Here is a 13333-nt window from a genome sequence, read left to right as displayed (position 1 = left end):
GATGTGGCGAACCTGTGACCGTAGCGAGGGGGGCTTCGTCTGCGGTCAGGGGGACAGGTGAAGCCGAGGCGGTTGAGGGGACCGCGGGTGCACCAGGTAGGGGTGGGAAGTCCGTACGGGCCGTTGCCGGTACGGACTGTTGGTGGCCCGCTGGGCGAAATGTCTTGGTAGGAGTACGAGTTGGTGGATCATCCGCGTCTGAGCATCGTCGTGCCCTTTCAGGACGTCGAGACCTATCTCGCCGAATGCCTGGAGTCCATCGCGCGCCAGTCGTTCCGCGACTTCGAGGTGATCCTCGTCGACGACGGCTCCACCGACGGTTCCTCGCGCATCGCCGCCGACTTCTGCGCCGCCGACCCGCGCTTCCGCATGATCCGCCAGGAGCCGAACGGCCCGGGGCACGCGCGCAACACCGGGCTGCGCGCCATGCACCCCCAAGGTGAGTTCCTGGCCTTCGTCGACGGTGACGACGTCATCCCCGAGTACGCCTACGGGCTGCTGGTACGGACCCTGGAGGGATCCGACTCCGACTTCGTCTCCGGCAACGTGCAGATGATGAACTCCACCAAGAAGTGGCAGTCACCGCTGCACAAGGGGCCGATGCAGAAGAACCGGCGCGGCACGCACATCACCAGGTTCGAGGCGCTGATCTACGACCGCACGGTCTGGAACAAGATGTTCCGGCGGTCCTTCTGGGACTACCACTACATCGCGTTCCCCGAAGGCGTCATGTACGAGGACTCCTGGGTCAACATGTACGCCCACTTCCGGGCCGCCAAGGTCGACGTCATCACCGACATCGTGTACTTCTGGCGCCGGCGCGAGGGCGGGGCCGCGCCCTCGATCACCCAGCGTCACACCGAACTGTCCAACCTCCGCGACCGGGTCGCGGCGGTGCAGTCGGTCAGCCGCTTCCTGGCGGACCGGCGCTCGCGGCAGTACGAGGAGAGCAAGCGCAAGTACGACCTCGCCTGTCTGAAGTCCGACCTGATGCTGCACCTCAAGGTGCTGCCGGACGCGGACGAGGAGTACCGCCAGTCGTTCATGCGGTGGGCCAACGAGTTCCTCGACGAGACCGACCTCACCATCATCGACGAACTGCCCGCGGACGCCCGGGTCAAGTGGCTGCTGGTGCGCGAGTTGCGGCTGACCGAGTTGCTGGAGGTCATCGAGTTCGAGCGCCGGGGCGGGCCGATGCCGGTCCAGCGCCGCTTCCACCGCTACCTGAAGTACCCCTACCTCGGGGACCGCGGGGTGGGCCTCGACAAGAAGGCGTTCCGCCTCGACAAGGAACTCTCCCTGCACGGTTCGCTCAGCGGCGCCCGCTGGAGCACCAACGGCCACCTGCTGACCCTCACCGGCACCGCGTACGTGCGCTACATCAACGTGCACAAGCGGCACATGTCGGTGAAGGCGATCGCCCTGCGGAACAAGAAGCAGGGCCGCATGGTGATCACCGCGGCGAAGACCACCTACGCGCCGCAGGCCACCGAGTCCTCCAACCAGAATCGTTACTGCTACGACTGGGCCGGCTTCGAGGCCCGCATCGACACCACCCGCCTCAAGCGCAAGGGCCAGTGGGCCGAGGGGACCTGGGACGTGGCCACCGGCGTCCTCAGCCGCGGCCTGTTCCGCTACCGCGGCATCGACCGCGGCGGCGCGGGCAGCGCCGCGAACCCGCCGTACCGGTACGTCGACAAGAACACCCGCATCCTTCCGGTCTTCCTCCAGGGCAAGCTGAAGCTGCGGGTGGAGGTCGTGCGCTGCCGGATCACGTCCCACCAGGTGGTCGGCGACCAGCTGGAGCTGCGCGGCGTGTACCTCGGCCCGAAGGTGCCCGAGTGGGGCAAGCTCCGCGTGACCAGCCTGAGCGGCGCGGGCCAGCACGACGGGCGGGTCTGGTTCACCCCGGGCGGCGAGGGGTGGTGCACCTTCGCGGCCAGGCTGCCGCTGCGCTCGCTGGTGCCGGCCTTCCGGGCCGACGCCCAGGCCGACGCGGACATCCCGCAGTCGTGGAGCATGGGCAGCAACGGCTGGAAGACGACCCTCCACGTGGAGGGCCGCAAGGCGGCCCTCTACCCCGTCATGGCGGAGGAGACCCCGGACGGGCACTACCGCGTGCCCGCCCCGCTGCAGACCCGTGAGGGCGACCGGGAGGTCGTGGTCCACCGCAACGGCTCGGGCTACCTGGTGCTCTTCGAGCGGGCCACCCTCCCCACGACGACGGCGTTCACCTGGCACGAGGACGGCTCGCTGGAGCTCCGCGGCCGGTACCTGGCCGCGGACCGGCTGTCGCCGCGGGAGTACCAGGACGCGCACCTGGTGGTCCGCTCACGGGCGCACGGCGCGGAGCGCGCGGTCCCCGTGGAGTGGAACGGCAACGCGTTCCGGGCCGTCGTCCATCCGGCCGCCATGCGCACCCTGGCCGGCGACATCCCGCTCGCGGCCGGCCGCTGGGACTTCTTCCTGCGGCGCCAGGACCTGTCGGCGGTGGCCCGCGAGGACCGCCTCGAAGACCTGATGCTGAAGACCGAACAGGACCTCATCACCGCCCTCCCCGAGGAGTACGAGGAGGACGAGCGGCGCTACGACCTCCAGGCCGAGGCCTACGACCGGCTGTCCCTGCTGGTGCACTCGGCCATGCCCGACGACGCCCGCGGCCCCTACCGCCAGAAACTGCTGCGCACCAGGGCGTACCCGGCGGCCCGCCGGCAGCGGGTGCGCCCCGCGATCCTCTTCGACGCCTTCAAGGGCACCCAGTACTCGGACAGCCCCCGGGCCCTGCACGAGGAACTGCTGCGGCGCGGTACCGACCTCGAACACCTGTGGGTGGTCCGCGACGACCAGGTCGAGGTGCCGCACACCGCGATCCCGATCCGCATGTGGTCGCCCGAGTGGTACGAGGCCCTCGCCACCAGCCGGTACGTCGTCGCCAACAACCACCTCCCGGACTGGTTCCAGAAGCGGGACGGCCAGATCGTCGTCCAGACCTGGCACGGCACCCCGCTGAAGAAGATCGGCCACGACATCGAGTCCATCCACTTCGCCGACCAGCGCTACCTGGAACGGGTCGAGAAGGAGGTGCGGAACTGGGACATGCTGGTCTCGCCCAACAGCTTCTCCACCCCGATCCTGAAGCGCGCCTTCGGCTTCCCCGGCGAGATGGTGGAGTCCGGCTACCCGCGCAACGACATCCTGCGCCTGCCCGGCACCGAGCAGCGGGAGCAGGAGATCCGGCGCCGGATCGGCCTCCCCGACGGCAAGCGGGTCGTGATGTACGCGCCCACCTGGCGCGACGACCAGTACTACGCGCCCGGCAAGTACAAACTGGACTTCCGCATCGACCTGGCGGACGCCCGCGCCCGGCTCGGCGCCGAGCACGTGCTCCTGGTCCGCCGCCACCCCAACGTCGTGGACCCGGTCCCGGGCGCCGGCGACGGGTTCGTCTTCGACGTCTCCGACTACCCCGACATGGCCGACCTCTCCCTGATCACCGACATCATGATCACGGACTACTCGTCCCTGATGTTCGACTACGTCAACACCGGACGGCCGATCCTCTTCTTCACCTACGACCTCGAGCACTACCGCGACACCCTGCGCGGCTTCTACTTCGACTTCGCGAGCAGCGCCCCGGGCCCCCTCCTGGACACCTCCGAGGACCTGGTGTCGGCGGTCGAGCAGATCGACCGGATCCAGGACGCCTACGCCGAGCGGTACCGCTGGTTCCAGCGCGAGTTCTGCGACCTCGACGACGGGTACGCCTCCGCGCGCCTCGCCGACCGGATGCTGGTCGCGGGCGGCGACCTCGCGCCCGGTCAGGCGCAGGCACCCGCCGTCGGGACCGGCGACACCCGGCAGGCCGGGCGGGCCATGACACCGGTGCGGGGCATGGCCGGCAGCTGGTTCACCGCACCGCGCCGGGCGGTGCGGGCCCGGACCGCCGAGACGGAGCCGGCCGGGGCGGTCCCCGCGCAGCCCGGGCCCGCCACCGCGCCCGCCGCCGCCCCTCGGCAGGTGCACCTGCCGCAGCAGCACCCCCACCTGCCGCGGCTCACGCCGGCCGGGTCCGACCAGCCGGCCGACCCGTTCGGGCAGGCGCCTGCCGCCGAGGGCCGGACCTACGAGGGCGCGATCGTATGACGCCGACGATCCTTCCCGACGGCGGCCCCCGGCCGCGCGGCGCCGCCGCCGAAGGCACCGGCGCCCCATGACCGCGCCCTGGCCCGCCCCGTCGGCGCCCGGACCGTCCCCCGACCACGGGGGAGGAGCCGGGCGCCCCTCCGGCACGGCCTCAGCCGGTGTCCACCCGCATCAGCAGCGCCCGGTGGTCGGAGACCCCGGTGTCGCGCACCGCGCAGGAGGAGCGGGGCAACCCGGCGAAGAGGTAGTCCAGTTTGTGACCGGAGACATGGGTCGCACGGCCCGACCGGTCGGCGCCGGACGTCTGGTCGCACTCCCGGAACGCGTCGTAGGCGGCCGGGGGCCACACCCAGCCGGACCGGTTGCGGGCACCCGGCGGTCTCAGGTTGAAGTCGCCGCCGAACACGGTGCGCCGGCCGGGAACCGCCGCGACCAGCGCCTTCAACTGGTCGTCACGGTACTCCCAGCCGGGGTGCGCCCGGTCGCTGCCGGGAAGGCTCAGGTGGGCGTTGCACACCCGGACGTCGACGGCCGCGACGGTCGCGCACAGGATGCCGCGCCGCAGTCCGACCTCGGGCTGGCTGGTGGGCACGGACCGGACGGCGGACAGCGGGCGGTCCGAGAGGACAGCGAGCCCTGCCGTGCCCCGGCCGGGCCCCTCGCAGTCGATCGTTCCGGTGCGTCCGCCGCCGTCCCGCCAGGTGTAGGGCCGGAAGGCCGACTGCCAGCTCTCGCCGAGTGCCTCGCGCACCGACTCCGCGTGCGTGGCGCAGGCCTCCTGGAGGAGCACGACGTCGGCCCCGGCGCCGACGAGCCGCTCCACCGCCCGCCGCTTCTCCGGGCCGCTGCCGGTGTCCGCGCAACCCCACTGCCGCACGCCGCACATGTTCCAGGTCGCCACCGTCAGGAGGCGCTCGGCGACCGGCGGCCGTGTCGCACCCCTGCCGTCCCCCCTGCCGTCCATGCCGTCACCCGGGACGGTGCGCACCAGCACCGCCGCGAGGACCGCCGACACGGCGAGTACCGGGACCAGGGCGATCAGTGTGCCGCGCCGGCGCAGGCCGGGCGGAAGCGAGGGGGCCGTGAGAGGCATCCCGACATCATGTCCGATCAGGTGATTCGGAGCCAATCCGACGATCTGTCCCCGAAACTGGAGTGCCGTCCATGTCCAAAGCATCCTCGAGCGGGCGAAAGCTGTTCAACGGGATCGAGGCGTCGGGGACGTTCCCGGTCGAGTACCGGTTCTCCCACGCCAAGAGCGGCAACCGCCACCTCGTCGTGGTGTTCGCCAACTTCTCGGCCCCCGAGGACTACGGCTGGTCCAACGGCGTCTTCGACAACGTACGCGCCAACATCCTCTGGATCCGTGACCGCTTCGACGGGATGAACGCCTACTACCTGTGCCGGAACATGGACTTCGGCCTGGCGGAGTCGGTGCAGACCCTCATCTCGAACGTCATGCGCTCCCTCGGGCTCACCCCCGACCAGGTCACCCTGTGGGGCGGCTCCAAGGGCGGCAGCGCGGCACTGTACTTCGGCCTGCGCCACGGCTACCGGAACATCGTGGCCATCGTCCCGCAGTTCCTCGTCGGCGACGCCCTGGAGAAGCGGCACCCGAAGGTCTCCGCCTACATGCTCGGCGAGGGCGCGCCGGCGCACAACGCCCGGGTCCTGGACGCCCTTCTGCCCGACCTGGTGCGCAGCCGCGCCAACCCCGGCGCCAACATCTACGTCCTGTCCTCGCCGCAGGACGAGCACTACGCCGTGCAGGTGGAGCCCTTCCTGGGCATCTTCCAGGGCTACGAGAACTTCAACTTCCTGTACAGCGAGTCGCCCACCATCACCGGCCACGCCACGGTGACGCGGCGGAACGTCCCGGCGCTGGTCGGTCTGCTGAACCTGCTGGCGGACGGTTACGCCCCCCGCCTCGGGTTCGTCCGCCATGCCGCCGAGGAGTTCGACCGGGACCAGTCGGGCATCGACGCCTACCTCTCCGCCACTTCCAAGGTGCAGGACACCGACGCCTTCGCGCCGCCGGTGGTCACCTCACCCGGCTACCACGGCGAGGTCCCCGTGTCCGGCGTCCACTTCGCCGGGCTCGCCCCGGGGGCGGTGCGGGTGAGCATGTGGCGCAACGGCAAGTTCGTGGCGTCGCCGGAGGTCGCGGCCGACGGAACCTGGTTCTGGCAGCCGGCCAAGCCGTGGGCCCCCGGGAACCACCTGGTCAAGATCTTCGCGGTGGACCCGGCCGGCTTCCACTCGAGCCGGGTGGAGGTGCCCTTCACGGTGGTCGACGGTCCCGCCGCGGGTCCGGCCGTCCCCGCGCCGCCGGTCGTCACCGTGCCCGGCCCCGGGCAGGAGACGGGGACGTCGGTCACCTTCCACGGAACCGCGCCGGGCGCGGTCCAGGTGGGATTCCGGCGCAGCGGCGTCCTCCTGGGTGCGGCGGCCGTCGCGCCGGACGGCGTCTGGGCCTGGGAACCGGGCTGGACGTGGCCGGTGGGCCGGCACCTGGTCGAGGTCGTCGCGGTGGACGCCCACGGCGCGGAGTCCGCTCCGGCCCCGGCCGACTTCACGGCGCTGGACGTCTCCGTGCCCGCCGGTCACCTTCCGCCGCGGTACTGAGTACCGACGGCCGCCGATCACAACGACTCCACGAGTGGAAAGCCGCCCATGCCGAAAGCAGCGTCGAAGGCGCGTCAGATCATCACCGGGATCGACACGTCCGGTGCGCACCCGGTCGAGTACCGCTTCACCCACGCGAAGAAGGGGAACCGTCACCTGACGGTCGTCTTCGCCAACCTCGCGGCACCGGACGACTACGGCTGGTCCACGGGCACCCTCGACGACCTGCGTTCCAACATCCTCTGGATCCGCGACCGTTTCGACGGGGGGCTGACCTACTACCTGTGCCGGGAGATGGACTTCTCCGTCGAGCGGTCCGTCATCGACCTGATCGCCAAGGTCGTGTCGGCGCTCGGCCTGACCCCGAACGACGTCACGCTCTGGGGCAGTTCGAAGGGGGCCAGCGCGGCCCTCTGGTTCGGGCTGCGGTACGGCTTCCGGAACATCGTCGCCTGCGTCCCGCAGTTCCGCATCGGCACCTTCGTCCGCGAGGTGTATCCCAAGGTGGGGCGCTCCATGCTCGGTGAGGGGCTCCCCGAGGAGAACGCGCGGGTGCTGGACGCGCTCCTCCCCGACCTGCTGAGAGCGGGCGCGAGCCCCGAGGCCCACATCTACCTGGTGTCGTCGCCGCAGGACGAGCAGTACCGGGACCAGGTCGAACCCTTCCTGGACCTGCTCCGGCGCTACCCGAACTTCAACTACATCCACAGCGAGTCGCCGTTCGTGCGGGAGCACAACCAGGTCACCCTGCGCAACGTGCCGCCCCTCCTCGGCATCGCCTACCTGCTGGTCGAGGGCATCACCCCGCGGCTCGGTGTCACCCGGCACGGCTACGAGCAGCCGGACCGGGACACCTCCGCCATCGACGACTTCCTCGGCGCGACCGCCAAGGTCAAGGAGGGCACCACCTTCCAGCCGCCGGTGGTGGCCGTCCCGTCCGCCGGAGGTCGACTGCCCGCGACGGGTACCCCCTTCAGCGGCACGGCCCCCGGCGCGGTGCGGGTGAGCCTGTGGGAGAAGGGCAAGTTCCTGGCCTCGCCGCCGGTCGCCGCCGACGGCACCTGGTCGTGGGCGCCGGCCAAGCCGTGGGCCGCGGGGGAGCACCGCGTCAAGATCTTCGCGGTGGACGGGGCGGGCTTCCACTCGGCGACGACGGAGGTCCGCTTCACGGCCACCGCGGACGCCGCCCCGGGCCTGCCGCCGCATGCACCGGGCCCCGCCGCACCGGCGGCACCGCACGCGGCGCCGGTCGCGCGACCGCCGCTCGTCTCCCAGCCCGCGGCACACCAGCGGGTGCCGGCGACCGCGGTCGTCTTCCGCGGCACCGCCCCCGGCGCCGTACAGGTCAGGTTCCGCGGGAACGGCGCACTGCTGGGGGCGGGCGCCGTACGGCCGGACGGGACCTGGTCCTGGGAGCCGGGGCTGCCCTGGCCCGACGGCCCGCACCTGGTCGAGGCCGTCGCCGTCGACGCGGACGGAGTGGAGTCCGTGCCCACCCAGGTCCCCTTCGCCGTCGCCCCCACGGCCGCACCGGCCGGCTCCTTCACGCCGCGGTACTGACCACCGCCGCGACCGCCGTCGAACAACTCATGAGTGGAAGCCACACATGCCCACAGCACCGTCGCAAGCACGCGAACTGATCAACGGGATAGACACCTCCGGGGCCCACCCCGTCGAGTACCGCTTCACGCATGCCAAGGGCGGCAACCGCCATCTCGTCGTCGTCTTCGCCAACTTCGGCGTCACCGACGACTACGGCTGGTCGAACGGGGTCCTCAACCCGGTCCGGGCCAACATCCTGTGGATCCGGGACCGGTTCCGCGGCATGCGCAGCTACTACCTGTGCGAGGGGATGGACTTCTCCCTGGAGCAGTCCGTGATCGGGGTCATCTCCAAGGTGATGAACGCCCTGGACCTCACCCCGGACCGGGTCACGCTCTGGGGCGGTTCCAAGGGCGGCAGCGCGGCCCTCTACTTCGGCATGCGCTACGGGTTCGGCAACATCGTCTCCATCGTGCCGCAGTTCCTCATCGGCACCTACATCAGCACCGTCCACCCCAAGACCGCCCGCTTCATGCTGGGCGAGGGGGTGCCCGAGCAGAACGTGCGGGTGCTCGACGCGATCCTGCCCGACCTCGTGCGTTCGGGGGTGGCCCGGCAGGCCAACATCTACCTGCTCTCCTCGCCGCAGGACGAGCAGTACAGGGAACAGGTCGAGCCGTTCCTCCCGCTCTTCCAGGGATACGACAACTTCAACTTCGTCTACAGCGAGTCGCCCTACATCACCAAGCACTCGGAGGTCACGCGCCGCAACGTGCCCTTCCTGATGGGCCTCGTCAACATGCTCGCGGACGGCCTCCCCCCGCGGCTCGGCATGGTGCGCAACGGGTACGAGGAACCCGACCGCGACACCTCGGCCATCACCGCCTACCTGTCCGGCACCTCCAAGGACAAGCGTGCCGACCTCCCGCTGCCGGTGGTCACCCACCCGGTGCCGCACAGCGAACTGCCCACGGACGGTGTGTACTTCACCGGGACGGCACACGGCGCCGTACGCGTGAGCCTGTGGGAGCACGGCAAGTTCCTGGGCTCGCCGTCCGTCGCCGCGGACGGCACCTGGTCCTGGCAGCTGAGCAAGGCCTGGAGCAGGGGCAAGCACCAGGTCAAGGCCGTCGCCTGGGACGCGGCCGGAGGCCACACCAAGGGCGTCGTCGTCCCGTTCACCACGGTGGCCGGCGCCACCGCCGCCTCCGCGGGCGCGATCCCGGCCCAGCCCGCCGCGCGGTTCGAGGCGGCCCCGGCGGGCGGGCGGCCGGCGGCCCCGGCGGTCCAGTCCCCGGTGGCGTACGAGCAGGTGACGACGCCGGCCGTGCGGTTCACCGGCCTCGCCCGGGGGGCCGCGCAGGTGGGGTTCAGGGCGGGCGGCACCCTCCTCGGGGGCAGCCCGGTCGCGGTCGACGGACGCTGGGCCTGGGACTCCGGCTGGCCGTGGCAGGAGGGCCGGCACACGGTCGAGGTGTTCGCCGTGGACGCGGCGGGCAACGAGTCCCCGGCCACCCTGGTCCCCTTCGCCGTCGCCCACACCCCGGCGGGCGCGACGCCGTACGGCTACTGACCGCGCCCCCGAGGGCACACGAGAGGGCCCCCGCCTCAGGGCGGGGGCCCTCTCGTGTCGTACCGGAGTACGCCGCGCGGAACTACGCGGGCACGCTCGCCACGCCCGGCTCCAGGAACCGCTTCCCGTTCACCCGCTCGGAGACACCCTCACGGTCCAGGTACGGCGTGATGCCGCCCAGGTGGAAGGGCCAGCCGGCGCCGGTGATCAGGCACAGGTCGATGTCCTGCGCCTCGGCGACGACGCCCTCGTCCAGCATGAGGCCGATCTCCTGGGCCACCGCGTCCAGGACGCGGTCGCGGACCTGCTCCTCGGTGAGGACGGTGTCGCCCTGCTTGAGCAGCGCGGCGACCTCGGGGTCCAGCTCGGGCTTGCCGCTGTCGTAGACGTAGAAGCCGCGCTTGCCCGCCTCGACGACCGCCTTGAGGTTCGGGGAGACGGTGAAGCGCTCCGGGAAGGCCCGGTTGAGCGTCTCGGAGACGTGCAGGCCGATCGCCGGGCCGACCAGCTCCAGCAGCACCAGCGGCGACATCGGCAGGCCGAGCGGCTCGACGGCCTTCTCGGCGACCTCGACGGGGGTGCCCTCGTCGATGACGTTCTGGATCTCGCCCATGAAGCGGGTCAGGATGCGGTTCACGACGAACGCCGGGGCGTCCTTCGTGAGGACCGCGGTCTTCTTCAGCTTCTTGGCGACGCCGAACGCCGTGGCCAGCGAGGCGTCGTCGGTCTGCTCGCCGCGGACGATCTCCAGGAGCGGAAGGATCGCGACCGGGTTGAAGAAGTGGAAGCCGACGACCCGCTCGGGGTGCTTCAGCTTCGACGCCATCTCCGACACGGACAGCGAGGAGGTGTTGGTGGCGAGGATCGCGTGCGCCGGGGCGACCGCCTCGACCTCGGCGAACACCTTCTGCTTGACGCCCATCTCCTCGAACACGGCCTCGATGACGAAGTCCGCGTCCGCGAAGCCCTCGGCCTTGTCCAGGACGCCGGTGACCAGGGCCTTGAGGCGATTGGCCTTGTCCTGGTTGATCCGGCCCTTGCCGAGCAGCTTGTCGATCTCGGCGTGGACGTAGCCCACACCCTTGTCGACGCGCTCCTGGTCGATGTCGGTCAGGACGACCGGTACCTCCAGGCGGCGCAGGAAGAGCAGGGCCAGCTGCGAGGCCATCAGACCGGCGCCGACGACGCCCACCTTGGTGACCGGGCGGGCCAGCGACTTGTCCGGGGCGCCCGCGGGGCGCTTGCCGCGCTTCTGCACCAGGTTGAAGGCGTAGATGCCGGAGCGCAGCTCGCCGCCCATGATCAGGTCGGCGAGGGCCTGGTCCTCGGCGTCGTAGCCCTGCTGGAGGTCGCCGTTCTTGGCGGCCGCGATGATGTCCAGGGCGCGGTAGGCGGCCGGGGCGGCGCCGTGCACCTTGGAGTCGGCGACGAAGCGGCCCTTGGCGACGGCCTGGTCCCAGGCCTCACCGCGGTCGATCGCCGGACGCTCGACGACGATCTCGCCCTTGAGGACGGACGCCGTCCAGATCAGCGACTGCTCGAGGAAGTCGGCGCCCTCGAAGATCGCGTCCGCGATGCCGAGTGCGTGGACCTGCGCGCCCTTGAGCTGCTTGTTCTGGTTCAGGCTGTTCTCGATGATGACCGAGACGGCCTTCTCGGCGCCGATCAGGTTCGGCAGCAGCGTGCAGCCGCCCCAGCCGGGGACCAGGCCGAGGAAGACCTCGGGGAGCGAGAACGCCGGGAGCGCGGCCGACACCGTGCGGTACGCGCAGTGCAGGCCGATCTCGACGCCGCCGCCCATGGCCGCGCCGTTGTAGTACGCGAAGGTCGGCACGGCCAGCTGCGACAGCCGCTTGAAGACGTCGTGGCCGCCCTTGCCGATGGCCAGCGCGTCCTCGTGCCGCTTCAGCAGCTCGACGCCCTTGAGGTCGGCGCCGACCGCGAAGATGAACGGCTTGCCGGTGACACCGACGCCGACGATCTCGCCGTCCGCGGCCTCCTTCTCGACCCGGTCGATCGCGGCGTCGATGTTCGCCAGCGACTGCGGGCCGAGCGTGGTCGGCTTGGTGTGGTCGTGACCGTTGTCCAGGGTGATCAGGGCGAAACGGCCCGCACCCAGGGGGAGGTCGAAGTGGCGTACGTGCGCCTGCGTGACGACCTCGCCCGGGAACAGCTCGGCCGCACCCTTCAGAAGCTCTGCGGTGGTGCTCACTTGTCCCCCTCGAAGTGCGGGTTCTCCCAGACGACCGTCGCGCCCATGCCGAAGCCGACGCACATGGTGGTCAGGCCGTAGCGGACGTGCGGCTGCTCCTCGAACTGGCGGGCCAGCTGCGTCATCAGACGCACGCCGGACGAGGCCAGCGGGTGGCCGAAGGCGATGGCGCCGCCGTACTGGTTGACGCGCGCGTCGTCGTCGGCGATGCCGTAGTGCTCCAGGAAGGCCAGGACCTGGACGGCGAAGGCCTCGTTGATCTCGAACAGGCCGATGTCGTCGATGGAGAGGCCGGCCTGGGCCAGGGCCTTCTCGGTCGCCGGGATCGGGCCGTAGCCCATCACCTCGGGCTCGACGCCCGCGAAGGCGTAGGAGACCAGGCGCATCTTGACCGGGAGGCCGTTCTCGCGGGCGAAGTCCTCGCTCGCGATGAGGGAGGCGGTCGCGCCGTCGTTCAGACCGGCCGCGTTGCCCGCGGTGACCCGGCCGTGGACGCGGAACGGCGTCTTCAGACCCGCCAGGTTCTCCAGGGTGGTGCCCGGACGCATCGGCTCGTCGGCCGTGACCAGACCCCAGCCGGTCTCGCCGGCCTCCTCGTTGGTGCGGCGCACCGAGACCGGGACCAGGTCGGCCTGGATCTTGCCGTTGGCGTACGCCTTGGCGGCCTTCTCCTGGGAGCGCACGGCGTACTCGTCGGCGCGCTGCTTGGTGATGCTCGGGTAGCGGTCGTGCAGGTTCTCGGCGGTCATGCCCATGAACAGGGCGGACTCGTCGACCAGCTTCTCGCTGACGAACCGCGGGTTCGGGTCCACGCCCTCGCCCATCGGGTGGCGGCCCATGTGCTCGACACCACCCGCGACGGCGACGTCGTACGCCCCGAAGGCGACCGAGCCGGCCACCGAGGTGACGGCGGTCAGGGCGCCCGCGCACATGCGGTCGATCGAGTAGCCCGGGACCGAGGTGGGCAGGCCCGCCAGGATGCCGGCGGTGCGGCCGATGGTCAGGCCCTGGTCACCGATCTGCGTGGTCGCGGCGACCGCGACCTCGTCGATCTTCTTGGGGTCGAGACCGGGGTTGCGGCGCAGCAGCTCCCGGATCGCCTTCACGACCAGGTCGTCGGCGCGGGTCTCGTGGTAGATGCCCTTCGGGCCCGCCTTGCCGAACGGGGTGCGGACGCCGTCTACGAAGACGACGTCCCTGACGGTACGAGGCACGATGGCTCTCCTCCAGGGTGCGGG

The 13333-nt window shown here is 71.1% G+C and carries 7 protein-coding genes; 4 read left to right on the top strand and 3 right to left on the bottom strand.

All coding sequences use genetic code 11. The features are described 5' to 3' along the window. Positions 1 to 183 precede the first annotated feature (183 nt). Positions 184 to 4143: a bifunctional glycosyltransferase family 2 protein/CDP-glycerol:glycerophosphate glycerophosphotransferase gene (locus ACGF5T_RS22955; RefSeq protein ID WP_361009258.1), complete on the top strand. Its 3960-nt coding sequence runs from the start codon at positions 184 to 186 to the stop codon at positions 4141 to 4143. 151 nt (positions 4144 to 4294) lie between these two features. Here ACGF5T_RS22955 and ACGF5T_RS22950 read toward each other — a convergent pair whose 3' ends face one another. Then, positions 4295 to 5236 (bottom strand): endonuclease/exonuclease/phosphatase family protein, encoded by a 942-nt coding sequence (locus ACGF5T_RS22950; protein ID WP_366767878.1) that lies wholly within the window; start codon positions 5234 to 5236, stop codon positions 4295 to 4297. Positions 5237 to 5307: 71 nt separating this feature from the next. Here ACGF5T_RS22950 and ACGF5T_RS22945 point away from each other — a divergent pair, with 71 nt between their 5' ends. From ACGF5T_RS22945 to ACGF5T_RS22935, 3 genes are read left to right on the top strand one after another with little or no spacing between them, the layout of a single operon-like run. Beyond that, on the top strand, positions 5308 to 6768 hold the full coding sequence (locus tag ACGF5T_RS22945; RefSeq protein ID WP_356611966.1) for a hypothetical protein: 1461 nt from the start codon (positions 5308 to 5310) through the stop codon (positions 6766 to 6768). Between the two features lie 48 nt (positions 6769 to 6816). After that, positions 6817 to 8328: a hypothetical protein gene (locus tag ACGF5T_RS22940; protein ID WP_366767879.1), complete on the top strand. Its 1512-nt coding sequence runs from the start codon at positions 6817 to 6819 to the stop codon at positions 8326 to 8328. 46 nt (positions 8329 to 8374) lie between these two features. Further along, the gene (locus ACGF5T_RS22935) at positions 8375 to 9883 is read left to right on the top strand and encodes a hypothetical protein (RefSeq protein ID WP_366767880.1); all 1509 of its coding nucleotides are present in this window, start codon (positions 8375 to 8377) and stop codon (positions 9881 to 9883) included. An 82-nt stretch (positions 9884 to 9965) separates the two neighbouring features. Here the strand turns inward: ACGF5T_RS22935 and ACGF5T_RS22930 are convergent, their stop codons facing one another. Then, complete coding sequence (locus tag ACGF5T_RS22930; protein WP_361009269.1) at positions 9966 to 12095, bottom strand: 3-hydroxyacyl-CoA dehydrogenase NAD-binding domain-containing protein; 2130 nt, start codon at positions 12093 to 12095, stop codon at positions 9966 to 9968. Beyond that, positions 12092 to 13309 (bottom strand): acetyl-CoA C-acyltransferase, encoded by a 1218-nt coding sequence (locus tag ACGF5T_RS22925; protein ID WP_356611959.1) that lies wholly within the window; start codon positions 13307 to 13309, stop codon positions 12092 to 12094. Before ACGF5T_RS22925 ends, ACGF5T_RS22930 begins: the two co-directional genes overlap by 4 nt. Between the last annotated feature and the right edge of the window lie 24 nt (positions 13310 to 13333).

The sequence above is a fragment of the Streptomyces sp. NPDC047853 genome, assembly GCF_043204535.1.
Taxonomy (GTDB): domain Bacteria; phylum Actinomycetota; class Actinomycetes; order Streptomycetales; family Streptomycetaceae; genus Streptomyces.
This window is presented reverse-complemented; position numbering and strand designations above follow the sequence as displayed.

Bases quoted from the DNA above. Each gene is read 5' to 3' on its own strand.
- ACGF5T_RS22935 (WP_366767880.1), top strand. From the start codon at position 8,375: ATGCCCACAGCACCGTCGCAAGCACGCGAACTGATCAACGGGATAGAC.
- ACGF5T_RS22945 (WP_356611966.1), top strand. From the start codon at position 5,308: ATGTCCAAAGCATCCTCGAGCGGGCGAAAGCTGTTCAACGGGATCGAG.
- ACGF5T_RS22950 (WP_366767878.1), bottom strand. From the start codon at position 5,236: ATGCCTCTCACGGCCCCCTCGCTTCCGCCCGGCCTGCGCCGGCGCGGC.
- ACGF5T_RS22940 (WP_366767879.1), top strand. From the start codon at position 6,817: ATGCCGAAAGCAGCGTCGAAGGCGCGTCAGATCATCACCGGGATCGAC.